This window comes from Rhodococcus sp. FW305-130, from assembly GCF_058788335.1.
In genome coordinates this window covers 1-24,598 of the sequence record NZ_JBYTAP010000013.1, presented here as the reverse complement: position 1 = coordinate 24,598, position 24,598 = coordinate 1, and the positions used below count along the sequence as shown (strand labels likewise).

Genomic DNA, 24,598 nt, shown 5'->3' with positions numbered 1-24,598 from the left:
GCACATGGCTTCGGTAAGCAACTCGCCGATGCGCAAGGTTTCCCTGCGCAACTTGGCGGCACACAAGGTGCGACTTGCACTGACGGTTCTCTCCGTGGTGCTTGGTACGGCTTTTGTCGCGGGGTCGTTCGTTTTCACCGACACCCTCCAGAAGACTTTCGATTCGATCTTCGAGAACACCGCCCAGGGCGTCGACGTCCGGGTATCGATGGAAGAGCGCAACACCAGTGGCGTTCCGGTCGAGGATGTCGACAAACTTGCGGCGGTCGACGGCGTCCGAGCGGTAGCCCCGGCCGTCAGTGGACAGATCGTCCTGATCAACGCAGACGGCGGCGCCGTTCAGACCGGCGGCGCGCCGAGTATCGGGCAGTCCTACCTACCGCCGGGCCAGGCGATTGCCGAACCCGACACCTTCGTCGAGGGCGCGCCTCCGACGCAGACCGGTCAGGTCGCGCTGAACACCAGCGCCGCCGAGCGAGCCGGACTGAAGGTGGGGGACTCCGCCAAGGTTCTGGCACCGGCCCGCGGAATCGTGGACGTGACGTTGTCCGGCATCTACGAGGGGGCGGGCAGTGACACCGGCGGGTTCATCGGCGCGCTCTTCACCGACGAGCAGGCCCGTGGACTCTTCACCGACGGCCAACATGTCGAGTACATCGACGTCGCGGGCGACGGGGTGTCGCAGACGGAACTGCAGCAACGCGTCGAGCAGGTTTTCCCCGATCTCAAGGTGCAGACCGGCGACCAGGTTCGTGAGGAGACCAAGGCCGAGGTCGACTCGGCGCTGAGCTTCATCAACTACTTCCTGTTGGCGTTCGGCGCGATTGCTCTGCTCGTCGGAACGTTCATCATCTACAACACCTTCTCGATGATCGTGGCGCAGCGTCTTCGTGAGCTGGCGCTGCTGCGTGCGATCGGTGCGAGCCGAGCGCAGGTCGGCCGTTCGGTGGTCACCGAGGCGCTCGTGGTCGGACTCATCGGCAGCATCATCGGTCTGCTCGGCGGTATCGGTCTCGCCTACGGATTGCGCAGTCTGCTCAACACATTCGACGTCGGTCTGCCGGAAGGCCCGCTCCAGGTGGGTGCCCGCACGATCATCGTCGCGTTGGTGGTCGGCGTCGTCGTCACGACGCTCAGCGCTTACGCCCCGGCTCGTCGTGCGTCGAAGATCCCGCCGGTAGCGGCCATGCGTGAGGAGTTCGCCTCCACCGGTGACTCACTGCGAGTGCGGACGTTGATCGGTGCGATTCTCGGCGTGATCGGTGTGGCACTGCTCGTGTTCGGCTCTCGCGGTACCGGCGGCGGCGCGGCGCTGATCGTCGGGCTCGGTGCGTTCTCGTTGATCATCGCGGTTCTTCTCGGGGCTCCGGCGCTGTCGCGGCCGATCGTCGGCGCGCTCGGTGCCGTGTTCGCCAAGCCGTTCGGCGCCATCGGGCGATTGGCTCGTACCAATGCGGTGCGTAATCCTCGCCGCACGGCCGCAACGGCATTCGCGCTGACTCTCGGTCTGATGCTGGTGACGGTCATCGGAGTGTTCGGTTCTTCGGCCAAGGCGAGCATCAATGCTCTTGTGGACGTGGGTGTCTCGGCCGACTACATCCTGACCGGTCCCAACGCGATCGGTGTGCCGCGAGGTGCGGCCGACGCGGTCCGGCAGGTACCCGACGTACAGAGCGCGACGTCCTTGCACGGGGTGCGCGCGAAGGTCGACGGTGAGGACGAGCAAGGCGCTTCGTTCGACGGACCGATCGAAGGTGTGCTCGAGTACAAGATCCTCGAGGGCACGGTCGATCTGACCGGCAACAACATGCTCGTCTCGAAGTCGACTGCGGATGACAAGGGCTGGACTGTCGGCTCGACGCAGACGTTGACCGGTCCTGGCGGCGTCGAGTACCAGACCGTTGTCGCGGGAGTGTTCGAGGACAACCAGCTGATCGGCTCGTGGATCGTCTCGGACGAGGCGTACCGGAAACTGATGCCGGCCGAGAGTCTCCCGGACTTCGTGGTGCTGGTGAAGGCGAAGCCTGGTGCGGATCTGACCATGCTGCGATCCGAGCTGGAAACGGCCACGGAGAAGTACGTCGTCGTCCAGGTGCAGGATCGTGAGGAGTTCAAGGGAACTCAGGGCCAGCAGATCAACACCTTGTTGGCGATCCTCTACGGACTGCTTGCACTCGCGGTCGTGATCGCAATCCTGGGCATCATCAACACCTTGGCACTGTCGGTGGTCGAGCGGCGACGAGAAATCGGAATGCTGCGAGCTGTCGGCATGCAGCGCGGACAGATGCGACGCACGATCTACCTCGAGTCGGTGCTCATCGCGGTGTACGGCGCGGCGGTCGGAGTTGTTCTCGGCATCGCGTTCGGTTGGGCCTTCGTGAGCACTCTCGCGGATCAGGGCCTCGACAAGATCACGATCCCGTGGGGTCAGGTGGTCGGAATGCTGATCGGCTCGGGTGTGGTCGGTGTCTTGGCGGCGCTGTGGCCGGCCAACCGAGCGGCCAAGACGAAGCCGCTGGAGGCGATCGCAGACATGTAGGGCCTTCGGCCCCGTGCGCACTTTTGGTAGCGGAAGCAGCCGAAAGTGCGCACGGTACCGTTGCCACATGAGCACCCTTCAAGAAGTCGGCGAACGTGAATCCTGGCGCTGCTGGCTGTGTGACGAACCGGTCGATCCCGACATGTCCGTCAACGATCCGCGCGGCCCGAGCATCGACAGCATCAACACCGCAAAAAAGGGTGGCAAGACCAAAGGTGGCGTCGAACGCTTGGCGCACCGCGCATGCAACACCAAGAAGGGTGCGGTCAAACCTGTTGTGGAATGGCCGGATCGGCTGTTCGTCGTGGATCCCGCTCCGATCATCGGGGTCGTGGAGCAACTCGAGCGCAAGGGTGGCCGCGTCGCGGTCGCTCGCTGCCCCGGCAAAGACGACGCCCAGGAAGCGTCTGATTGGTTGATCGATCGGTTGTCACGTTTGGCTCCGTCGCTGAACGTGGAAACGAGCATCGACGCCGCGGGCGGGGGTTACCTGTTGGTCCTCAAGACCGTGTAGAAGGTCGGCCCTGAGTGCCGTCTTTCGCGGTACCTGTTCCGCCTCCATGGTCGTCGGGGTACGGTCGAACCGAACATGAATCCGGTTTCGAGTGCGAAGGAATCCCGATGAACCTGGCATTGACCGACGAGGAACTAGCGTTCCGCGACGAGATGCGGACGTTCTTCCGTACGCAAATCCCCGCGGACATCAGGGAGGCGTACGCCCACGGCGAGGAGTTGGGGCGCGACCGTATGGTCGAGGCGCAGCAGATCCTCAATGCTCACGGTCTGGCGGTACCGCACTGGCCGGTCGAGTGGGGCGGCAAGGACTGGACCCCGGTCCAGCACAACATCTGGCTCGACGAACTTCAGCTTGCGTCGGTCCCCGAACCGTTGGCGTTCAACGCCAACATGGTCGGTCCGGTCATCGCAGCCTTCGGCTCGCAGGAGCAGAAGGAGAAGTTCCTTCCCGCGACCGCGAACCTCGACATCTGGTGGTGCCAGGGATTCTCCGAACCCGAGGCCGGCTCCGACCTCGCTTCGCTCAAGACCCGCGCGGTCCGCGACGGCGACGACTGGGTCATCAACGGTCAGAAGACCTGGACGACGCTGGGACAGTACGCCGACTGGATCTTCTGCCTCGTGCGTACCAATCCCGATGCGCCGAAGCGCCAGGCAGGTATCTCGTTCATTCTGGTCGACCTGAAGACGCCTGGCGTCACGGTCCGCCCGATCAAGCTGATCGACGGCGGCTACGAGGTCAACGAAGTGTTCTTCGAGGACGTCCGCGTTCCGGGAGAGAACCTGGTCGGTGAAGAGAATCAGGGCTGGGGCTACGCCAAGTTCCTGCTCGGCAACGAGCGCACCGGTGTCACCCGCGTCGGTTTCTCGAAGGTTCGTCTGGCCCAGGCCAAGGCCCGCGCTGCCGAGGTCAAGGTCGGCAACGGGACCCTGCTCGAAGATCCGCTCTTCGCTGCTCGCCTCGCCGAACTCGAAAACGAATTGCTTGCCCTCGAGCTCACTCAGCTCCGGGTGGTCGCCAGTTCCGCTGACGGCCAGCCGAACCCGGCGTCGTCGCTGCTCAAGCTTCGTGGCTCCGAATTGCAGCAGGCGAGCGTCGAATTGTTGATGGACGTGGCCGGCCCTGATTCACTGCCGTACGACGCGGGCAGCGACATCGCCTCCGCGAGCTGGGCACAGCACACTGCCCCGACGTACCTGAACTACCGCAAGGTATCCATCTACAGCGGATCGAGCGAAGTGCAGCGCAGCATCATCGCCTCCTCGATCCTCGGATTGTGAGGCGTGGCATGGACTTCGAACTGAACGACGAACAGAAGCTTCTCCGCGACACCACCAAGGACCTCCTCTCGCGTAGCTACGACGCCGAAAAGCGCAACGCGATCATCGACTCCGATCCAGGGTGGAGTCCGCAGGTCTGGAAGCAGTTGGCCGAGGTCGGCTTGCTCGGCCTGACATTCTCCGAGGACGACGGCGGCATGGACGCGGGCCCGGTGGAAATCGGTGCGGTCATGACCGAGATCGGTCGACGCTTGGCCCCCGAACCGTTACTCGACGCGGTCGTGACGCCGGGCGGGCTCATCTCCGAAGGAGGCAGCGCAGAGCAGCGCTCGTCGATTCTTCCCGGAGTGGCCGAGGGCACCACGTTCCTCGCGTTCGCCGATCAGGAACCCGGAATTCGTTGGCCGGCAACCGAACGGGCCACCGCGGCGGCGCAGGTCGACGGCGGCTGGACCATCACCGGTATCAAGAATCCCGTTGGCCACGGCGCGACGGCGGACATCCTCGTCGTGAGCGCTGCGCTCCCGGATGGCGGCGTCGGACTGTTCCTCGTCAAGAGCGATGCCTCGGGCTTGGTACGCAAGTCCTACGCCACTCACGACGGTTTGCGCGGGGCGCAGATCGAGTTCACCGATACTCCCGCCGAAGCGCTCGGTGAGGGCGGAGACGCTTCTGCTCTGATCCAGGCCGCACAGATCCGTGAGCAGGCCGCGCTGTGCGCCGAGGCTGTCGGAGCAATGGAAGAGGCGCTGCGTCTGACCACCGAATACCTCAAGACGCGTAAGCAATTCGGTGTTCCGCTCGCAAAGTTCCAAACATTGACGCATCGTGCCGCCGATCTGTACGTCTCGCTCGAGTTGGCGCGCAGCATGAGTCTGTACGCAACGATGTCCCTTGCCGACGGCGTCGTCGATCCGGTGATCGCTTCGCGGGTGAAGTTGCAGATCGGGCGTTCGGCTCGGCTCATCGGCCAGGAAGCGATCCAGATGCACGGTGGCATCGGTATGACCGCGGAGTACCCGGTGGGTCACTACGTGAGCCGACTCGTCGCCATCGAGCACACCCTCGGCAGCACCGAAGATCACCTCCGGGTGTTGGCCGCCGGTGTGGCTGATCACGAGATGGTCAGCGTGGTCTGATCTTTCACCATCGACAGAGGGGCCGCATTCCGTTCGAGGGATGCGGCCCCTTCGTCGTTCAGTGGTGATGACGTAGAACGTCCAAGCGGAGTTGACGCTGCTCGATGTTGACGGCGCTGTCGGTGAATGCTTGTTGCCACCCGGGGTCACTCGTTCGTGCCGCCGCGTCCTGCAGAAGCGGTACGGCATCGAAAGGGAAGCGCGCCTGCACGCTTCGCAGAGTGGAAAAGTGACTGTGCCGCGAGTGAATGCCCAAGTCCTCACCCGTCGCAGCATGCTCCATCGCTTCGTTCTCCAAGGCGTTCAACAACTTTTCGGCGACGGCGAGGGGCCATGGACGGTCGATGCCGTCGAGTAGTGCGCTGCCGTCGACGCCCAGAAGGTATTCGTCCGCGTGGCCGGCAACGATGTATTCGACGCGCTCGCGTGGGTCTGCGATGGCGACGATTCTCCGGTCGGTCGTGCGCCCGTCCCGCTCCAGAAATGCCGACGCCCACGCTGTGTTCTTCTGAAGAACTGTTGCAGCAGTCCATGATTCGATCATCACGGTGCGCCATTGCTTCTCGATGGGGATGGCGAGGGCCTCGCGTGGCGAACCGGCCATCGATTCCCACAGCGTCAGTGGAGTGGCGGTCACGACTTGCCGTAACCACCAGCGCCGGATGCCTTTGTTCTTGTAGTGGACGTCTTCGATGCCGTCACGAAATGCGAGGTCGTCGAGCGAGCCCGGCAATCGGACGGCAAGGCGCGGTCGCAATGGCTTCGTCTCGAGCCGGACCCACGACTTAGCCCGAGTGACCATGCGAGAGGCAAAAGGAGATCGGGGGAGTTGCCGTAGTAGTTGAATTGCACGCTCACGAACCCGCACGGCTGGATCGTCGAGTGCACGCTCGAGGAGGGTGTGATCGTGTTCACCCAGTCCGACCTCGAGGTGATCGAGGAAGTGCAGGCGGTTTGCGGTGGGCTCGTCGTCCCAGGCGATCTCGAGCTCCTCGCTCGCCAGTTCCGGGTCGACCGTACGTATGTAATCGAACCAGGCCGTACGGTCGTTCGGATCGGGCGATAGCCACAGTTCGTCCCGGCGTGACCCGATCCGCCGCAATTGGGCCCAATCGGGATTCTGCTCCGCCAGGTACTGCCCGCGTCGGCCGGCGAGGCGAAGGAGCGCCTCGCGGTGCTCGGGATACTTCAGCGCGGCTTCCATGAAGAGCGGAACACTGGCCGCGGGCGCGAGGAATCCGCGTTGGTCGGCCATCGCGAACCATTCCGCGAGAGTCCAGGAACGTACCTGCAACAACGACTGGAGTTGTTCGATCGCGAGATCGGGAAGTAGTGGTTGAACCGCTGGAGGAGTCCGCGGTGCGCGCGAGTGACCTGCTTGCACGTCTGATCGCAGGGAGGTCACCCGCCTACGGTATGGCAGAGGTGCGTCGGCTTCGGGAGCAGGGGTCGGGCGCGTGTCGGCAGATTCTGGAACAGTGGTAACCGGCACCCAGCAGGAGGCGTGAGATGACGGATGGCCGTGAGATGGCAGACGGAAATGGCGACGTCTTTGTCGTGGCGTCGGTGACCGAACGGCGAACGCTCATCTCCACCCGAGTCAGGGAGTGGTGTGCGGCGGGGACCGTCGAGTCGAACCGGCCGGAGTTGTCCGACGATGTCGCATTGCTGATCGCCGGCGGCTATGCGGACGAGTCGACGCGGTCGATCCTGGCGAACCGGCGCGGTGTCGGACGTTCGTTCCCGGAGATCGGCGGCTTTTCGGAGTTGAGGTATCTCACCGACGAGCTGGCCCGCACCAGGCGTCGACTGCTCGCGACCCGTCTCGGCCCGGTTCAGGTTGTCCTCGACCGGCGGGTGCAGGCGCTCGAGAAGCGCGTTCAGTCGATGCGGTCGGCGATCGTGCATTCCAATCGCCACTTCGCGAGCAGCGTCCGTGCCATTCGCAAGGACCGCCGCGACGGTCTCCATCTCGACGTCGAGCAGCGCGAGGCTCTCTTTGCCGGGCTCACCCGCACGCCGGTTCCGGCCAAGCTGCCGGTGGGTCTCGGTGTCGTGGCCAGCAGTGGAAACGCAGCACTCGACAAACTCGCCGCCCAGTTCGGGAAGGTCCAGGGAACCGGTGTCATCGCCGATGCCGGAAGACGTATCGCGGAAGTCCTCGACGGACTGGTCGATTCCGAACCCGAAGGACGCGCCGGTGAGTACGACGCACTGCTTTACCTCGCCGGGAATCTTTTCGACCGGCTCGAGAGTTCCAGCGCGTGGCATTCCGATCACTTCGTCATTCAACGTAATCAACTGGACTTGGCAGACGAGATCACGCAGATCGCGGTCGATACCGTAGCGCTGCGTTCGATACTCGCAGAGCTGGACGACGCGGCTGCGCTGGCACGCGACGAGGGAACCCGAGCCGGAATCGCTTCGCGAAGGGAAGCGCTCGGCACGGTCTGGGACCAGCTGGTCGAGCGCGTCGCGGCGCTCGCGCGGATCGGTGACCTGGTCGCACGGGCCGAGGATCAGTTGAGTTCGCAGCGTGCGGTTGCGCATGCAGCGAGCCTCGACAGCCGGATCGACGACCTCCTCGCGCGCTCTGGTTCACGTGAACTTTCGGCTGCCAACACGCACTACGTCGGGGATCAATTCGACGGTGTGGAAGAACTGATGTTCGCTCACCGGGCGGCTCTTTACGGGGACATTGCACTGCTGACCTCCGGGAACGAGCGTCGGGCGCCGTAGTCAGGCTGTCGCCGGAGCTGTAAGGTCGAAGGTACTGACCGGCCGCACGATCGAAGAACAGGCCGAGAATTCGCTCTTTGCTCGACCCCGATGCCGATCCGGTGATGCGGGCGTACCCGCTCGAGACAGGTCGATCATGGAAGACACCGCAAGCCGCGGCATCAATGCGTTCATTTCCGAAGCTACGCAGCGTGGGGGCAAGGCTGTCCGCCTCACGCACTCACGTCGTAATCCCGTCGAGGTGACGGGCGCAGACGGCATCAGCCGAATCGTCCGAGTGCGTTCCAAGCTCGACGGTGACTGGCAGGCCAGGCGTCAGGACGAGTCGCTCGAGAGCGACGACACGCGCTCCGAGTTCTGGGTATTCGTCGACCTGGCTGCAGACCCGCACGAGTTCTTCATGCTGCCCTCCAACGAGGTCGCGGACGACATCCGTGCCGAGGTCGACCTGTGGATCATGGACAGCCCCGGACGCAATCGCACCGGACATCACGCGATTCCGCGCGGACGCGTCGTACACGGTCACGATCGTTGGGATGCGCTGGGCCTGGCCGCGGTCAAGGATCCGAGCATTTACGTGGAGGCCCCGGTTGCGACCAAGCGCAAGACGTCGCCGGTCGCCGCGAAGAAGCGTCGCGCCAGCGGTGTCGAGGAGATCGAAGTTGTCGACAATCGCCTCGAGATGACGGCTGATTGCCATGGATACCGCTGGGTCGGACGCTTCGACGAAAGCACCGAGGTCGTCGAGATCATGCGCGGACCGATGGAAGGCCGCCGATTCCCTGATCCGACCGCGGCCGCCAATGCCGTGACCGGTCACATTTCAGGCGACACCGAGAGCCATGACGGCTGGTCGTTTTGGACGATCAACAACACGGCCCTCGGCGCTCATCTCAAAACTGCCTGATTTCAGGCGCCGACTGCCGCCGACACCCGTTCGAGAGTGTCCAGTTCATTCGACGACAGCACCAGATTCGGGGCGTCCAGTAGCGCCGGGAGCTGCTCCGGCCGGCTGACGCTCGCGATCGGTGCGGTGATGCCCGGTCGAGTCAGCAGCCAGGCCAGCGCGACGGTCGAGATCTCGCTGTCGTGTGCCTGCGCGATTGTTGCCAGTTCCGCGACGACGTCGAGTCCGGCGTCGCTGAAGTATCCGGCGGTCAGCCGTTCGCGGGAGCTGCCTTCGATGTCCGCGCGGGTCTTGTACTTTCCGGTCAGGAAGCCGGAAGCGAGAGCGAAGTACGGGAAGACGCTGATGTTGTTGTCGGTGGCGATCTGCGCGAGTTCGGGTTCGTACGACTTGCGGTGCACCAGGTTGTAGTGCGGTTGCAGCGCGATGGGCGCGGCGTAACCGTTCTCCTCGGTGATCCGCAGCCACTCCCGGACGCGGTCGGGGCTGTAGTTGGAGATTCCGAGATAGCGAACCTTGCCCGCGACGACCAACGCATTGAAGGCTTCGAGAGTTTCCTCGAGCGGAGTCTGCGGGTCGTCGAAATGTGCGTAGTACAGATCGATGCAGTCCGTCTGCAGGCGCTGCAGCGACGCCTCAGCTGCGGCCGCGATGTTGTCGGCCTTCAGTCCCTTGAAATCGGGATGGCTACCCACCTTGGTGGCGACGACGATGTCGTTCTGCAGTCCCCGATCGGTGATCCATTTCCCGATGATCGTTTCGGATTCCCCGCCGGAATTGCCGGGAGCCGACGCCGTGTACGAGTCGGAGGTGTCGATGAAGTTTGCACCGGCTTCGGCGAACGAGTCGAGGATCTCGAAGGACGTCTTCTCGTCTGCTGTCCATCCGAAAGGGTTGCCGCCCAAGCTAAGTCGGAAGATGTCGAGGTCCGAATTTCCGATGATCGCCACTGTGTGGAACTCCCGTCGATGAAGGTGGTCGCTGCATCCCGCACCGTACCCTCTCACGGCGCTGACGATGGCGCGCCCTCGCCAGGTTCGCCGAAAAATGTATCGGATCGTGATTGCCGCCGTCGGTGTTGGGTATGGCCTCAAATACTGAATTCTTCGATGGACTGCTGATAGGAGCGTCCGATGATGATTGTCGACGAAGCCACCCGCGTCGTTCGTGGTGTGGCAGACGCAACGACGACGGTGGCTGGAGCCGTCGGTGGTGGAGTGATCGGTGGAGTGACGGGCGGGATACGCGGAACGGCGGAGGGCGTCCGAGACGGAATTCGTGCGGGTAGTTCCTCGACGCCGACCGCGGTTCTCACGATGGCCGCCGTCGGCGCGGCGGGATTGGTGGAGTGGCCGCTGCTCTTGGCGGTCGGCGGCACGGCCCTGGTACTTCACGAATGGGATCGCAAGAGCGCGCGGCCCGATCGTGCGGTCAAGGCGGTTGGGCGCGCGACCAAGACGGAACCGGCAAAGAAGGAATCGAGCGGAAACTCCCACAAGGCGGCCAGTCGGTCGCAGGATCGAACTCACAGTTCTTCGCACACTCGATCCACTTCCTGATGTTCTCAGCGATGGCCCGGCGTGCGGTGTCGGTGGCAACTTTGCCGCCGCGCCTGGCGTTGTCGGGTCTGGCGTTGGTCGGTGGTTCGACGATTCCGCGAACCGCTGTCAGTGACGTGGCGCTGCGGACTGGCACTCTTGCGCTGGCGGGCGTCGGGATGATTCCTGCAGCAGCGGGATCGTTTCTTCGTGCGCCGCGAATGCCGGGTTCCGCCTATGTCTCGGCGGCGGTGTCGGCGATCAATTATCAACCCCGGGTGCGTCGGCGAATCGAACAGCGCCTTGGCCGTTCGCTCACCGACTTCGCTTTGGAGTCGGCGACGTCGTTCGCGGATGTTCTGACCTATGCGCCTGCGTCATTGGGCGTGGATTTCGGGCTGCGGACGATGCTGCTGCGCGAAACTCTGGCGGCGCGAAACTCTCGGCTGGTGTGGCCACTCGAACCTGGCGCTCGCGGTTCTTCCACGAGGCGTGACCCGAGTGGTCCGGGGGAGCGTTATGCCGACAGGATCGCTGGGGTTCAGCTGGCGGCTGGGGCTGCACTGGCTACTGTGTCTGCCGGCGGTGACACCGTTGCGACGAGCATCAAGGTTTCGGCGCCGCGGCCGCTTCGGATGTCGCGCGAATCGTTCGCTGCTGGTTTGTCATACGGTCTGTGCCGGACGCACCACGTCGCCGTTTCGGACCCCGCGGCTCTACGCATGCTCGATCGTGTCGATACCGTCCTCGTCGATCCGAGTGTCCTTTTCGAAGACGCGCTCCGGGTTTCCGACATACGAGAGGTGTCCGAGTCGGACCGCGTCGTGGTGTGGGCACATGCCAGGGAAGCGCTTGACGCCGGCTCGCTCGGGGTCGGAAGACACCGCATCGACGGCGCCGAAGTTGTCGTAAGACCGGTGCGAAAAGGGTTGGCGGAATCACTGATAGGTGAGATACGCGCGAGCGGAGTCGCAGCGGCCACGATCGACGACGACGGGCTCGGATCACTGCGAAGCGGATTCGACGAGCTCTATCCGGCGCCATCGACTCCCGAAGCCGGCCTGCGCGACGCTCTCTCGGCGTTGGTGGCCGAGGGTCGGACAGTTGCGATCGTGTCGAGTAGGGCGATAGCGGGGCAGGCAGTGCTACGCATCGGGATTTCACCACCGAGTGGCGAGCACGTGAGTGCCGACATCCACACCGACTTGGCCGGGGCGTGGCGGGTCGTCCATGCGCTCTCGGCTGCCCGAACAGCGACGAGGCGCGGCGTCGAACTCTCCTCGGGTTCTTCGGCATTGGGTGCCTTGATTATGCTTCCGGGAATTCGAGGGGCTGGGCCGGGGCCGGTCACGGCTGGTTCGGCCGCGGGACTGTGGACCGGATACACCCTGTCCCGATCTGTGATTCAGGCTCCCGCCCCTGTCGGTGCTCCGAGCGATAGCTGGCATGAGATGGACGGTGATTCTGTCGTTCGCGAACTCGCCGAATCCGTCCGGCATACGCCGCAGCGCGCCGACGCTCGTGTGCGAGCGCCCGCACGCTTCAGGTTGATCCGTGACGGATTGTCGGCGTTGCGAACAGAATTGGCGGATCCACTCACGCCGGTGTTGGCAACCGGCTCGGCGGCCAGTGCAGTCCTCGGTTCACCGGTAGACGCCGTCCTGGTCGGTTCGGTTTTGGTCGGCAATGCCGCGATGTCCGCTGTTCAACGACTGCACTCGGAACGCGCAGTGCAGCGACTGTTGCAGATGCAGGATCCGGTAGCTCGGCGAGTAACCAACGCCGGCACGGTCGAGACTGCGGCAGACGGGCTCGAACTCGGTGACGTCGTGGCCCTCGAGTCCGGGGACATCGTGCCCGCCGATTGTCGACTGTTGAGCGCCGAATCGCTGGAAGTCGACGAGTCGTCGTTGACGGGGGAGTCCATGCCCGTCGACAAGCAGACCGACCCGACCCCGGGGATGCCCCTGGCCGAGCGAAGGTGCATGGCCTATACCGGGACAACAGTGCTTGCCGGCTCCGGTCGTGGCGTGGTCACGGCCACCGGAGCTCGTACGGTGACCAGGCGCGCCGATGTCGGTGTATCCCGATCCGGACCTGCTGTGGGCCTGACCAACAGACTGCGCGAACTCACCAGGGCGACTCTACCGGCCAGTATCGGCGGCGGAGCGTTGGTGACAGTCGCGGGTCTGATTCGTGGTACCGGTCTGCGCCGCGCCGTCACCGGAGGCGTGGCCGTTGCCGTGGCCGCCGTGCCGGAGGGATTGCCTCTGGTTGCGACCCTGGCTCAGCAGGCGGCAGCTCGAAGGCTCACTGCAGCAGGAGTGTTGGTGCGTGCTCCACGTTCGATCGAAGCGCTCGGCCGTGTCGACGTGGTCTGCTTCGACAAGACCGGAACCCTCAGCGAGAACAAGCTACGGGTGGCCGCGGTCGAACGCGTCGACGGTTGGGGCGAAAGTGAGATTTTGGAAGTTGCGGCGCGCAGTGCTCTGGGAAGTCGCGACGATCGCGTGTTTCATTCGACGGACGCCGCCGTCGTCGATGCAGCCGAACAAGCTCTGGACGAGGCTCGGGTTTTCGGTGATGCCGACGCGCTCAACCTCGTTCCGTTCAGGTCTGGGCGGCCGTACTCGGCAGCCCTACTGGGCAGACGGATCGCACTGAAGGGTTCACCGGAATTCGTGGCGGAGGCAGGGCGGGATCCGAATGCTGTGTCGGCGAGCCACGTTCAGAGCATGGCCGGACGCGGACTGCGGGTGGTTGCCGTCGCACAGCGCGAGTTGTCGGAACACGATGCGCGACGCGCTGCGGAGGACTCGGAATTTCTCGAACAGTGTTGCTCCGAGGGGTTGGAAGCGGTCGGCCTTCTCGGACTCTCGGACACGCTGAGACCCGAAGCAACGCAACTTGTTCGAGAACTTGAAGGCAACGGACAGCAAGTGCGCGTGCTGACCGGGGATCATCCGACAACAGCGGCGGCGGTCGCCACCGAACTGGGGATGGATGTGGCGCGCGAGGACGTGGTCACCGGTCCGGACTGGGAGAACTTCTCTCGCGCAGAACGACGGAACGCCGTCCGCGGCAGCAGCGTCTTTGCGCGCGTGACACCCGAGCAGAAGGTCGAGATCGTGCAAGCGTTGGAGACTGACGGGCGCGTGTGCGCCATGGTCGGTGACGGCGCGAACGATACTGCGGCGATCCGAGTTTCCAGCGTGGGAATCGGGGTGGCGTCGACTGACAGCGATCCGGCGCGCGGCGCCGCAGACATCGTGCTCCTCGACGGCCGTGTCGGCGGATTGACCGACGCATTGGACGAGGGCAGTCAATTGTGGCGGCGGGTCAGATCAGCGGTGGGGGTTTTGCTCGGAGGCAACGCGGGTGAAGTCGCATTCGCTCTGATCGGTTCTGCGCTGTCCGGCGAATCACCGCTCAACGCAAGGCAGTTGCTACTGGTCAATCTGATGACGGACGCCTTGCCCGCTGCTGCGCTTGCGGTGAGCACCCCGTCCGAGAACGGATCCGAGAAGTCCGAACAGATGGACACTCATGCGTTGTGGCAGACGATCGCTGTCCGCGGCACTGCCACGGCAATCGGTGCGCTGGCAGCGTGGCTTCTGGCCCGGACGAGCGGCAGGCGGCGGCGAGCGTCGACGGTGGCGTTGGTTGCCCTGGTGGGCACCCAACTGGGGCAGACGCTGCTCGAATCGCGCAGTCCGCTGGTGGTCGCAACAGTTGCCGGGTCCGCTGCGGCGCTGGCGACGCTCGTCAGCACACCGGTGGTGAGCCAATTTCTCGGTTGCACGCCGCTCGGTCCGATTGGGTGGGGACAAGCAGTGGGCTGTGCGTCGGCAGCGACGCTGCTGGCGGCGCTGGCTCCGCGGGTGTTGGAGCGGATCGCCGCAACTGAGGAGACTGGAACCGAGGAGAGCGCGGAAGGTCAGTCGACGATTCGCAAGATCCCGACGCGGACGAGCACCGCGTACACCTCCCGAACCGGGGGAGTCAGCGCTCGCGACAGCGTGGAAATCAGCGAAGCGGAAATCAAAGAAGCGGAAACCGGTGAATCGGACACGCTTGTGAGCGTCGCTGCTGGAAGTGACACGTCGCCGAACTCCCGGGCGACCCGAGATGAATCCTGAGGAATCGTGACATGTCCCAGAACACCGTCGACCAAAGGAACCCCGTCGATCACCGCGCGGTAGTGGAATCCGTCCGTTCGGCACGGAGCTTCGAGTTGGAGCTACCGATCGTCGGTGCCATTCCGGTTCCGAGACCCGAGCAGATCGCCTATTTTGCGGTGATGGGACTGATGGTTGCGTTCGAGATCATCGAGTGGCCCGTGGCAGGCACCATCGCGGCGGGGCATCTGCTCGCAACAGAGCAGCACAATCACGTCCTCGAAGAGATCGGAGAGGCGCTCGAGGGCGTCTGATGCCGGCGCGGTGCGGACACAAATCGAGCGGCCCCGCATTTCGCGGGACCGCTCGACGTGCGGAGAAACTTACTGCGCGAGTGCGCGCTTCATGCCGCGTTCGACTGCTGCGATGATCTGCGGACGCAGTTCTGCGGCAGGGACGATCTCATCCACCGAGCCGACCTCTCGGGCCCGCTGGATGTTGTGGATCGCTTCGAATTCGGATGCCACTTCGCCGAGCTTGTCGGAGCGGACGGCGATGCGCTGAGCGTTCAGTTCGACGCGCAGGTGTGCTTTCTCCGTGTCGTCCTTGGCTGCTGCCAAGTCTGCTTCCAGTTGCTGCACCTTCGGGTCGTTGTTGGTGCGGGTGTTTACCTCACGGGTGAAGACCACTGCGGCGGCGGGGGCGCCGCCGAGTACCGAGGCGAACGAACCTTCGACAGCAAGAACTTCCATGTTGTCGTTGAGCGCACCGGAGAATACGACGAACGCGCCGCCGTGGTAGCGGGAAACGACGCAGAACACGATCGGTCCGTCGAAGTTGACGATGGCGCGGCCGATCTCGGCGCCGTACTCGAGCTGGATGTTGCGCAGTGACTCCGGTGAACCGTCGAAGCCGGACAGGTTGGCCAGCACCACGATCGGACGGTTGCCGCTCGCCGCATTGATCGCGCGGGCCGTCTTCTTCGACGAGTTCGGGAACAGCGTTCCCGACGTCCAGGTGTCGGGACCGTCGGCGGGGAAGTGACCCTTACGCGGGATCGCGCGGGATTCGATGCCCACCACTGTGACCGGATGTCCGGCGAGGTGCGCGTCCAGAACGACCGAGGTGTCGGCGCCGGCCATGTCGGCCCAACGCTCGAGAACCGAGTGGTCCTGGTCGACCACCGAACGCATCACGGTGCGAATGTCGAAGGGCTTCTTGCGATCCGGGTTCTTCGCCGAGGAGAAGATGTCGCCGACCGTCTCGAAGTCGCTCGACGGGTGGGTGTGCGGGAAGCTACGTACGTCGCGATCGACTGGGTCCGTCGTCGCTGCGCGGCGTGGGAACCGTTCGCCGGGAGCGAGGTACGAGTGTGCGTAGTGACGGAACAGGATCTCGCACGCCGCAGTGAGGTCGGGGGCCCAGTACTGCGCCTGGCCGTTGGGGCCCATGACGCGGTCGTAACCACCGATACCGAAGTTGTCCTCGGCCGACACACCACCGGAGTAGTCGAGAGACTGCTTGCCGGTCAGCACCATCGCGCTGTCCGGGGTCATCACCAGAATGCCCTTGGTGTGCATCAACATGGTGGCTTCGGCGTTCCAGTAGGGCTGAGCGCCGACGTTGATTCCCGTGACGACGATGTTGATCTCGCCGCCGTTCTGGGTGAAGGTGATGATCCGGCGCAGGCCACGGGAGACCCAGTCCATGTTCTCGGTGCCGCTCTCCATCGAGATGGTGGCACCCGAGGACAGTGCAAACCACTCGACCGGAGCGTTCAACTTCTCGGCCAGGTCGATGGCAGCGACCACGCGTGAGCATTCGGCCTCGGCCACGGTACCGAGCGCCTTGGTGGGGTCACCGAAGAGCGCGACACGGGTCATTCCCTCGGGATAGCGCGGCGTCGGAGTGTTCACGAGGCCGACGACGATGCCGGCCTTGTTGAGCCCGTACGGACGCTCGACAGGTGAGAGGACGCCCGCTTCGTCGAAGTCGTGCTCGACGAAGGTGCCCTTGGTGCCGGTCAGGAGCGGAATCAGCTCGTACGGGTACACCGTGCCGCGTGCCCGCGAACTCTGGACCTTCTGGGCGTACGCGTCGAGGGGGAGCAGCGGTTCAGTGGGAGGCGTGGTCTTGTTGATGACCACACCGGCACCTGCGCGGTAGGAGAATCGCAGCGCAACTTCCTTGGGCGCGCCGCCCTTTCGGTCCTTCAGGCGGGTGATGAGTGTGATCTCTTCGAGCCCGGCGCCGACGGTCAGTCGGGCTGCGTTCTGAGCGATCACGGAGAAGCGTTCGCTGGGAACGTCGGCGACCGGCCACACGTAGAGCACGACGCGGTTGGCTGCCAGTCGACGCTTGTCGCCGCGCTGAGACTGCGCACGGCGGATGCCGTCGAGGCACGCGGCAAGTGTGCGCTCGATGGCCGGAAGCGCAACCATCTGGCCTTCGTCGTCGAGCTGCGGTGTCACGTCACGGATTTCCGCGAGAGCGATCAGGCGCTCGTCCTTCGGGTTCTCCTTGGCGGAGAGGTGGAACAGGTAGGTGTTCTCCGGAGCCGGCAGACGCTTGCCGTTGAAGTTCTTCAGGCGCCACATGTCCAGACGCTGACCCGTGAGCGGATGCATGTCGCGGATGATGTTGTCCTCGACCAGTTCACCGTCGATCGGGCGGAAGGTGACCCAGCGGACCGGCTCCCCATTCGGATTGCAGATGATCACAGTCGCGCGGCGGGACCGGGTGATCGTCTCGTTGCGCGAGAGTTCGGTGCGCAGCGTCTCGACGAGCGTGTCGCCGTCGGCGGGCTGATTCGGCCAGTCGAGGTAGATGTCGACTACCAGGCCGCGACCGGATGGAGCATCCTGCGCGATTGTGGCGACATCGTCGAGAGCCGTTCCGAGAGCGTCGAATTCGGCCACCGTCGAGACTAGATGTAGCCCGTCGCCCTTGAGGTCGAAGTTACCGGTCACGAAACGGCGGTCGACGTGCTCGAAAACGCGGACGTCTTCGAAGGAGTGAATCTTGTAGTAGCGACGCGTGATGACCTCGAGTAGAGGGCCGCCATCGCGGTTGCCAAGGCCGATCTTTCGACCCAACAGGTCCAGGAGCGGTTCGGGAGTGGCGACGAGGTTGGCGATTCGCTCGTCGAAATCGGCAGCGTCCGGCTGCTCTTCGAGGTAGGCGAGGTTGCCGCGTACTCCGTCGTAGACGTCTTCGCGAACCTTGCGGATGCGCGGCTCGTCGAAGAACCGGAAGCGAAGGTTGCGGGCGACGTCGCCGATGACGGGGTAGCGGACCTGCGTCGCGACGATGAGTCGATCGAGAACCTCGTTGAGCTCCTGAGCCGAGCAACCGGGAGCCTTGTCGCCGACCAGCCAGCCTTCGAGAAGTGCTGCAATGACCGGGATCTGGGCTTCCATGCGCTGCAGAGCCAGGAAGAGTCGGTACACCGCTTCCTCGACGGCCTGGCGATCTTCCAGATCGGTGACGTCGTAGTGGCGAAGTGCCCGTTCGAGTCTCGTGCGGAACGACGCCGGCAAACCTTCGCGCTCGGAGTCGAGTGAGTGCAGGAAGGTGTGGAAGTGCTCGCGGGGGCTGTGGACGGATTCGTCCTTCGCGGACTCACCCGAGGTGGGCTTGTTGCGCGAGAGTTCGCAGATGTCGGCGAAGGTGGTCAGCACAGCCAGTTCGGCCTGTACCAGTTCGCGGTCCTCGGATTCGAGTGCGCTGCGAAGTGCGTCGTACTCGGCCAGAACAGCGTTTGCGTGCTTACCGCTGACGTCGTAGCCACTGATCATCGCGGTCAGTGCTTCGAGCTGTGCCAACGCGTCGTCGCGGGCGTCGGAACCGGAAGTTGCTGCCGGAAGATCGAATTGGACTCGCGGAGCCTTCTCCGTGACAGCTTCCTCGCTGACCTGGTCGACGCGCAGGAGCGGCGCGCCGGCATCGACCTGAGAGTTGACGGTAGCGAGAACTTCACGCACCTTGCCCGCGTACGGTGCGCGAACTGCGGTCTCCATCTTCATGGATTCGAGCACGACCAGGGTGGAGCCGGCTTCGACGTCGTCGCCGACCGCGACCGGTATAGCCACCACGACGGCGGGAGCCGGCGCGCGGACCACTCCGGCGTCGTCCTGGCTGATCTGGTGGCTGATGCCGTCGACCTCGACGAGATAGCGAGCCGGGCTCACGACGGAAACGACGTGGAAGCGCCGATCGCCGATCACCAGCCGTGACTCGAAGTCGCCGAGACGATCGACGTCGACCTCGATGTCGCCGGCGTCTCCGTCGACGCGGTAGCGGTGCGGGCCGATACGCCCGACGGTCAGTTTGTATGCCTGACCTTGGTAGTTGAGCTCGACGGTACGGCCGATCGCGTGATTGGCGCGGGGACGGCCGCCACGTGCCGAGGCGAGGAAGGCCGCACGCTCGAGGGACTCCTCGGCGTCGTAAGCATCGATGGCGGTGGCGATCAGTGCGACGTCCGCGCGACGAGTGGTGCCGGTGAGGGCGCCCGTGCGGTCGAGCCAGCCGGTATCCGCGGATGCCGAGATGACCTCGTCGCGATCGAGTAGATCGAGGAGGAACGACTTGGTGGTGGTGCCGCCGTCGAGTACGACTGTGGTTTCACGAAGGGCGGTACGCAGGCGCGCAAGTGCCTCGGAGCGGTTGCGGCCCCAGGCGATGACCTTCGCGACCATCGAGTCGTAGTCGGGCGGAATGACGTCCCCGGCAGCGATGCCGGTGTCGACCCGGATGCCGGAGCCGAGCGGGAACTTGAGGAGCTGAACCGTGCCGGGTGCCGGCGCGAAATCGTTGTCCGCGTCCTCTGCGTTGAGGCGGGCTTCGACGGCGTGGCCGAATGCGGGCGGGCAGTCACCGACCAATTCGTCACCACTGGCGACCAGAATCTGCAGTTTGACGAGGTCGATTCCGGTGGTGACCTCGGTGATCGGGTGCTCGACCTGCAGACGGGTGTTGACCTCGAGGAACGTGAAGAGCTTGTTCTCGGGCTGGTAGAGGTATTCGACCGTGCCTGCGCCCTGGTATCCGGCTGCCTTGACCAATTCGGCGGACACCTTCTTGAGGTGGTCAGACTGTTCTTCGGTCAGGACGGGGGAGGAGGATTCTTCGATGACCTTCTGGTTGCGACGCTGAATCGAGCAGTCGCGAACGCCCGGAGCCCAGACATTGCCGTGGTTGTCGGCGATGACCTGTACCTCGACGTGGCGTGCATCGGTGACAAGGCGTTCGAGGAAGACGACGGGGTCGCCGAAGGACCGCTCTGCTTCGCCCTGCGTGCGCTCGAGTGCAACTTCGAGTTCGTCTTCGGCCCAGACCTTGCGGATACCGCGTCCACCGCCGCCGCTTCGGGCCTTGATGATCAGGGGATATCCGATGGACTGAGCATGACGACGAGCGTCGGCGCGCGTTTCGACCGGTCCGCCGCTCCACGGGGCGACAGGTACGCCGACCTTCTCGGCCAGGATCTTGGCGGCAACCTTGTCGCCGAGCAGGCGCATCGCGTCGGCGCTCGGGCCGATGAACGTGATGCCCAGTTTCGCGACGATCTCGGCGAAGGCGGGATCCTCGGCCACGAAGCCCCAGCCGACCCAGACTGCGTCGGCCTTGGCCGCGAGGAGTGCTCGCTCGAGTTCGGCGTAGTCGAGATACGGGCTGCCGGTGCCGGTGCTGCGCAGGGTCACACCCTCGTCTGCCTGGCGGACGAACATGGCGCGGCGCTCGGCCTCGGTGTGCAGTGCAATGACGCGAATGCCGTAGTCGTGTTCGGCGTTCAGTTCGCGTACAGCCCTGATCAGCCGGACCGCGGCCTCACCTCGATTGACCACTGCGATTCGTTTGAACATTGTCACTGCCACCGTCCTTGATGAGATTCTTCGTCACGTACGTTGCGATATGAGCCGACTGTGTCCCACATACCCGGATTACCTGGTTCGTGAACTACGCCGCGATGCGCTGTGTTTCCCCCGGTTGCGCGTCGGCAAGTGATTGCCCTTCCGGTTCGTAGAGTCCCCTGCGCTCAGGCACGGCGTGCCTTGTACGCCACCCTGCAGGCGTGGACTCAGAACCGCTCCAATCACGAATCAGCAACATATTGTGTCTGCTTCCAGGGAATCCCTGGTTTATCTAAGAATGCAGTATGTCGACGCTCATGTCACCTGGGCGAATTGAAGAATATTAGTCAACGTGAACCACGGTTACACGTATGGCGTTAAATCATTGCAGTGCAATGGAATTCGACCCTGTGACACGGATCACGATGGTAATGAAATTGGCAAGAAAGTGAATACTGACTGGTAACAAAATCGCGTATTCGGAGAATTCTCCCGATTGCTCGATTATTACTGATCGGTACTACTGGCGAGTATTTTCTATGTCCCCTCGGACTGTATTCGAGAAATCGCCTTCGATGGTTGCAATGTGCTGTGCGATCGCGTCGAGTCCTGCGGGAGGGAGCTGCAATGCGTTGGCGAGAGCAAGCGAAGCCCGCTTGAAGTGCTCCACGAGTGGTTCGTACTTCGTGACCAGCCTCAGCCTGTCGGTCTCGCTCAGGTACTTCACGCTTCCCGCGTTGTCGACGAAGTCGCTGAACTTCACGAGGAACACTGCGGGATCCGCGATCGCGCGGATGACGTGATCCTGGTAGCCGGTGGTGTTGTCGTGCGGGTAGTCGATTGGATTGGTCACTGCCTCAACAAGTTCGGAGATTCTGTGGCCGAAGTGCGAGGTGATGAGTGTTGACGCACGTTCTTGCGCTTCGGATGCAGACATGTCGTCCGCAGTCCGGCCACCGAGGAGTGCGATGACGGCGTGTGGTCGGTCCTCGACCGTGTCGTGAAGCGCGGTTGCGCTCAGGATCTCGACATCAGAGCACCCGTACCGAAGCAGCCGCAACACATTTCGTAGGGGATGAACGATGTAGGGATCCTCGTTTGACTTGATCCCGTTCTTTCTGAACTGATCGAGGTGCGCGAGGGTCGCGACCTCCATGGCGAGCCGCAAGGTTTCACCCGGGAGAGCCATCTCGTCGACGGCGCTCTCGATCGCGAAGACCAGCGTCGCTGCGTCCATTTCCTTCAGAGGTAGCTGGTCGAATGCAGATCTGATCGGGTCGGAGTGGCTCATGGCGAACAGCCTTTCGTTTGGTGTAGATGTCGCGACGAAAGTCTTTGTGAGAATCTGCCCTCGAACCGTGGTCGTGACTGGGCGTGGGGCGGAAGTCAGAATCATCTTGATTCTATCCGGCGACTACGACAGCAAGTGTTCCTAGCGTTGTGATCGAGGTGGGCGGGGAGTTTCGGTCGCCTCCATCACTGGAAGACTTGGATAGGAAGAGGTTCGATGACCACGGAGGCGACCCTGGCGTCGTTTGTCGAGACTGTTGACACGGATGTCGACATCCATCCACTGGACGATCCTGTGCGACAAGGTCTTCGCGGACATCATGCGCAATTCGCTCGCTGGGCAGGGAGAGTTGCGCGATACGACCCGACAGTCGCTCCGTTTGTCGGTCATCCGCCCGAGTTGGACGCCGAAGACTGGGAGAACCTACGCACACTCGTAGGTCCAGGCGGCACAGTAGGTTTACGAGGATTTGATCATCAGCCGCCGGAAGGGTGGCGCGTTGTGGATCAGTTCGGCTCGGTGCAAATGGACGGTTCCGCACTCGAAGTCTCCGTTGATCCGTCGGTCGAACTTCTCGGAAGGGGCGACGTTCCCGAAATTCTGGCGTTGATCGAGCGCACCAAGCCCGGACCGTTTCTTCCTCGTACCGTCGAGATGGGGAGCTACTACGGCATTCGCGTCGACGGAAGACTTGTTGCCATGGCGGGGGAGCGGTTGCACCCTCCGGGATGGACGGAAATCAGTGCGGTGTGCACCGACAGCGACTTCCGAGGTCGAGGCCTGGGTACGACGCTGATCCGTGCCGTCGCTGCCGGGATTCGCGAACGCGGCGAGCTGCCGTTTCTCCATGCAGTGCAATCGAATACGAATGCAATCAGACTCTACGAATCACTGGGGTTCGTTCTTAGGAAGAGATCCCGGTTGACCGCGGTGCAGGCGCCGGCCTGATCGAATTCTCGCCGACGCCTGTGTTTCGGGCGCTCGGCCACTAGTCTGAACAAATGACAGTCGATCAGGCGTTGGACAGTGATTTCCTCACTCTTGCCGATCCGTACCGCCGCGAGTTGCTGGCGCACTGCTATCGCATGATGGGGTCGATTCACGACGCCGAAGACCAGGTCCAGGAGACGTTCATCCGGGCTTGGCGCGGGTTCGAAGGTTACAAAGGCCAGTCGTCGCTCAGGACCTGGCTCTATCGCATCGCGACGAATACGTGCCTGACCGCGCTGGAGGGGAGATCGAGGCGTCCACTCCCGACCGGCCTCGGTGCACCTAGTTCGGACCCGGCCGACGATTTGATCGAGCGCAACGAGATTGCCTGGTTGGAACCGATCGCGGATTCGGCGTTGGGCGACGTCAATGATCCCGCCGTCATGGTCGTCAATCGCGATTCGGTCAGGCTCGCGCTTGTTGCCGCGCTGCAGCACTTGTCCGCGCGCCAACGTGCGGTTCTGGTTCTGCGTGACGTTCTGCAGTGGAAGGCATCGGAAGTTGCGGAGGCGCTGGACACCACAACCACTGCGGTGAACAGCCTGCTGCAGCGGGCTCGCGCGCAGATCAATCACATCGGGCCCACTGAGGACGATCTCGTGGAACCGACTACCGAGGCTGCCCGGAAGTTGCTCCGCGACTACGTGCACAGCTTCGAAAGCTACGACGTCGAGGCAATCGTTGAGCTGTTCACGCGGGAAGCCATCTGGGAGATGCCTCCGTTCGAGGGTTGGTACCAGGGCCCCGAGGCAATCGGGCAGCTCATCGGAACCAAATGCCCGGCCGACGGACCAGGCGCTATGCGGCTGCTACCGACCGCCGCCAACGGCCAGCCGGCGTTCGGCCTTTATATGCGCGAGCCCGATGGGGTTCACCGTGCTTTCCAGTTGCACGTTCTCGATGTCACCGAGTCCGGGATCTCGCACGTGACGTGTTTCTTCGATCTGAGTCTGTTCGCACGGTTCGGATTGCCTGCCGAGCTGTAGGGGCAAGGAGTTGCGCGAGCCCTCCGGTATGGAGGGACCCGCGCGGCTACTCGCTATTGCTGTTGCTCTGCGTTACTGCTGGGGAACAGTCGCAGCCGGGTCCATCCACATGACCTCCCAGACGTGATTGTCGAGGTCGCGGAACGCGCGTCCGTACATGAAGCCGTGATCCTGGGGCTCCATCCACTTGCTACCGCCGGCAGCGATCGCCGCGTCGACGAAGGTGTCGACTTCTTCCCTGCTGTCGGCTGACACGCACATCAATGCTTCTCGAGCTTTCGACGTGTCACAGATGTCGTCGGCGATGAAGTCCCCGAAACGGGGTTCGTTCAGGAACATGACGGTGGCGGAATCACTGACGATCATCGAGACAGTGTTCTCGTCACTGAACATGTCGTTGAACTCGAAGCCGAGGCCGCTGAAGAACGCCCGGGTAGCGGCGACGTCCTTGACCGGCATGTTGACGAAGAGAAGACGAGACATTGGGTGCTCCTTGAAGTCGGTTGACTGATTACTGAACGCTTCGGTTCCTGTTGGTTCCTGCTCATACAGACCGCAGTGGGCGCGGAAAGTCATCGCGAGAGGCAAAAATTCGAGGAAACTATCGGCTGTTAACCCGCTTCAGTGCTCTGACCTGGCGATTTGGTGTTGTGTTGATCTTCGCGTAACTTTGTCCAGGTCAGAGCGACACGGACACCG

16 protein-coding genes are annotated in these 24,598 nt (G+C 63.5%); 11 read left to right on the top strand and 5 right to left on the bottom strand.

Going from position 1 to position 24,598, the window contains the following annotated elements:
- Positions 1 to 4: 4 nt before the first annotated feature.
- The 4 genes from AC3WQS_RS29455 (at position 5) to AC3WQS_RS29440 (ending at position 5,475) form a co-directional block, all read left to right on the top strand.
- Positions 5 to 2,539 carry an ABC transporter permease gene (locus AC3WQS_RS29455; RefSeq protein WP_060939479.1) on the top strand — a complete coding sequence of 845 codons (2,535 nt, stop codon included), beginning with the start codon at positions 5 to 7 and terminating at the stop codon, positions 2,537 to 2,539.
- Positions 2,540 to 2,606: 67 nt separating this feature from the next.
- On the top strand, positions 2,607 to 3,053 hold the full coding sequence (locus AC3WQS_RS29450) for a hypothetical protein (RefSeq protein WP_020970172.1): 447 nt from the start codon (positions 2,607 to 2,609) through the stop codon (positions 3,051 to 3,053).
- A gap of 107 nt (positions 3,054 to 3,160) precedes the next feature.
- A complete protein-coding gene (locus AC3WQS_RS29445) occupies positions 3,161 to 4,336 on the top strand; it encodes an acyl-CoA dehydrogenase family protein (protein WP_007736177.1) in 1,176 nt (391 codons plus the stop codon).
- Between the two features lie 8 nt (positions 4,337 to 4,344).
- The gene (locus tag AC3WQS_RS29440; protein ID WP_492713256.1) at positions 4,345 to 5,475 is read left to right on the top strand and encodes an acyl-CoA dehydrogenase family protein; all 1,131 of its coding nucleotides are present in this window, start codon (positions 4,345 to 4,347) and stop codon (positions 5,473 to 5,475) included.
- Between the two features lie 58 nt (positions 5,476 to 5,533).
- Here AC3WQS_RS29440 and AC3WQS_RS29435 read toward each other — a convergent pair whose 3' ends face one another.
- Positions 5,534 to 6,880: a DUF5691 domain-containing protein gene (locus AC3WQS_RS29435; protein ID WP_492713255.1), complete on the bottom strand. Its 1,347-nt coding sequence runs from the start codon at positions 6,878 to 6,880 to the stop codon at positions 5,534 to 5,536.
- A 104-nt stretch (positions 6,881 to 6,984) separates the two neighbouring features.
- Here AC3WQS_RS29435 and AC3WQS_RS29430 point away from each other — a divergent pair, with 104 nt between their 5' ends.
- On the top strand, positions 6,985 to 8,214 hold the full coding sequence (locus AC3WQS_RS29430) for a hypothetical protein (protein WP_492713254.1): 1,230 nt from the start codon (positions 6,985 to 6,987) through the stop codon (positions 8,212 to 8,214).
- 136 nt (positions 8,215 to 8,350) lie between these two features.
- Positions 8,351 to 9,121 (top strand): hypothetical protein, encoded by a 771-nt coding sequence (locus AC3WQS_RS29425; RefSeq protein ID WP_019749294.1) that lies wholly within the window; start codon positions 8,351 to 8,353, stop codon positions 9,119 to 9,121.
- 2 nt (positions 9,122 to 9,123) lie between these two features.
- Here AC3WQS_RS29425 and AC3WQS_RS29420 read toward each other — a convergent pair whose 3' ends face one another.
- On the bottom strand, positions 9,124 to 10,071 hold the full coding sequence (locus AC3WQS_RS29420; protein WP_007732210.1) for an aldo/keto reductase: 948 nt from the start codon (positions 10,069 to 10,071) through the stop codon (positions 9,124 to 9,126).
- A gap of 183 nt (positions 10,072 to 10,254) precedes the next feature.
- On the opposite strand from AC3WQS_RS29420, the gene AC3WQS_RS29415 reads away from it, so the two are divergent.
- From AC3WQS_RS29415 to AC3WQS_RS29405, 3 genes are read left to right on the top strand one after another with little or no spacing between them, the layout of a single operon-like run.
- On the top strand, positions 10,255 to 10,680 hold the full coding sequence (locus tag AC3WQS_RS29415; RefSeq protein ID WP_492713253.1) for a hypothetical protein: 426 nt from the start codon (positions 10,255 to 10,257) through the stop codon (positions 10,678 to 10,680).
- Positions 10,680 to 14,798 carry a cation-translocating P-type ATPase gene (locus AC3WQS_RS29410; protein ID WP_492741626.1) on the top strand — a complete coding sequence of 1,373 codons (4,119 nt, stop codon included), beginning with the start codon at positions 10,680 to 10,682 and terminating at the stop codon, positions 14,796 to 14,798. Before AC3WQS_RS29415 ends, AC3WQS_RS29410 begins: the two co-directional genes overlap by 1 nt.
- 11 nt (positions 14,799 to 14,809) lie before the next feature.
- Positions 14,810 to 15,091 (top strand): hypothetical protein, encoded by a 282-nt coding sequence (locus AC3WQS_RS29405; RefSeq protein ID WP_492713251.1) that lies wholly within the window; start codon positions 14,810 to 14,812, stop codon positions 15,089 to 15,091.
- 69 nt (positions 15,092 to 15,160) lie between these two features.
- On the opposite strand, the gene AC3WQS_RS29400 is transcribed toward AC3WQS_RS29405, so the two are convergent.
- Positions 15,161 to 20,644, bottom strand: coding sequence for an ATP-binding protein (locus AC3WQS_RS29400; RefSeq protein WP_492713265.1), 5,484 nt, complete (start codon positions 20,642 to 20,644; stop codon positions 15,161 to 15,163).
- A 508-nt stretch (positions 20,645 to 21,152) separates the two neighbouring features.
- A complete protein-coding gene (locus AC3WQS_RS29395) occupies positions 21,153 to 21,923 on the bottom strand; it encodes a hypothetical protein (protein WP_492713250.1) in 771 nt (256 codons plus the stop codon).
- Positions 21,924 to 22,139: 216 nt separating this feature from the next.
- Here AC3WQS_RS29395 and AC3WQS_RS29390 point away from each other — a divergent pair, with 216 nt between their 5' ends.
- Both AC3WQS_RS29390 and AC3WQS_RS29385 read left to right on the top strand, forming a co-directional pair.
- Entirely contained in the window at positions 22,140 to 22,871 is a 732-nt protein-coding gene (locus tag AC3WQS_RS29390; protein ID WP_029255775.1) for a GNAT family N-acetyltransferase, read from the top strand.
- A gap of 53 nt (positions 22,872 to 22,924) precedes the next feature.
- The gene (locus AC3WQS_RS29385; RefSeq protein WP_020970164.1) at positions 22,925 to 23,899 is read left to right on the top strand and encodes a sigma-70 family RNA polymerase sigma factor; all 975 of its coding nucleotides are present in this window, start codon (positions 22,925 to 22,927) and stop codon (positions 23,897 to 23,899) included.
- A 72-nt stretch (positions 23,900 to 23,971) separates the two neighbouring features.
- Here the strand turns inward: AC3WQS_RS29385 and AC3WQS_RS29380 are convergent, their stop codons facing one another.
- Positions 23,972 to 24,382: a VOC family protein gene (locus AC3WQS_RS29380; protein WP_003945103.1), complete on the bottom strand. Its 411-nt coding sequence runs from the start codon at positions 24,380 to 24,382 to the stop codon at positions 23,972 to 23,974.
- Between the last annotated feature and the right edge of the window lie 216 nt (positions 24,383 to 24,598).

What these genes read in the sequence shown, in the direction of transcription:
- AC3WQS_RS29425 (WP_019749294.1), top strand. Translation starts at nt 8,351, where the DNA reads ATGGAAGACACCGCAAGCCGCGGCATCAATGCGTTCATTTCCGAAGCT.
- AC3WQS_RS29400 (WP_492713265.1), bottom strand. Translation starts at nt 20,644, where the DNA reads ATGTTCAAACGAATCGCAGTGGTCAATCGAGGTGAGGCCGCGGTCCGG.
- AC3WQS_RS29405 (WP_492713251.1), top strand. Translation starts at nt 14,810, where the DNA reads ATGTCCCAGAACACCGTCGACCAAAGGAACCCCGTCGATCACCGCGCG.
- AC3WQS_RS29445 (WP_007736177.1), top strand. Translation starts at nt 3,161, where the DNA reads ATGAACCTGGCATTGACCGACGAGGAACTAGCGTTCCGCGACGAGATG.
- AC3WQS_RS29455 (WP_060939479.1), top strand. Translation starts at nt 5, where the DNA reads ATGGCTTCGGTAAGCAACTCGCCGATGCGCAAGGTTTCCCTGCGCAAC.
- AC3WQS_RS29380 (WP_003945103.1), bottom strand. Translation starts at nt 24,382, where the DNA reads ATGTCTCGTCTTCTCTTCGTCAACATGCCGGTCAAGGACGTCGCCGCT.
- AC3WQS_RS29450 (WP_020970172.1), top strand. Translation starts at nt 2,607, where the DNA reads ATGAGCACCCTTCAAGAAGTCGGCGAACGTGAATCCTGGCGCTGCTGG.
- AC3WQS_RS29410 (WP_492741626.1), top strand. Translation starts at nt 10,680, where the DNA reads ATGTTCTCAGCGATGGCCCGGCGTGCGGTGTCGGTGGCAACTTTGCCG.
- AC3WQS_RS29385 (WP_020970164.1), top strand. Translation starts at nt 22,925, where the DNA reads ATGACAGTCGATCAGGCGTTGGACAGTGATTTCCTCACTCTTGCCGAT.
- AC3WQS_RS29395 (WP_492713250.1), bottom strand. Translation starts at nt 21,923, where the DNA reads ATGAGCCACTCCGACCCGATCAGATCTGCATTCGACCAGCTACCTCTG.
- AC3WQS_RS29415 (WP_492713253.1), top strand. Translation starts at nt 10,255, where the DNA reads ATGATGATTGTCGACGAAGCCACCCGCGTCGTTCGTGGTGTGGCAGAC.
- AC3WQS_RS29430 (WP_492713254.1), top strand. Translation starts at nt 6,985, where the DNA reads ATGACGGATGGCCGTGAGATGGCAGACGGAAATGGCGACGTCTTTGTC.
- AC3WQS_RS29440 (WP_492713256.1), top strand. Translation starts at nt 4,345, where the DNA reads ATGGACTTCGAACTGAACGACGAACAGAAGCTTCTCCGCGACACCACC.
- AC3WQS_RS29390 (WP_029255775.1), top strand. Translation starts at nt 22,140, where the DNA reads ATGACCACGGAGGCGACCCTGGCGTCGTTTGTCGAGACTGTTGACACG.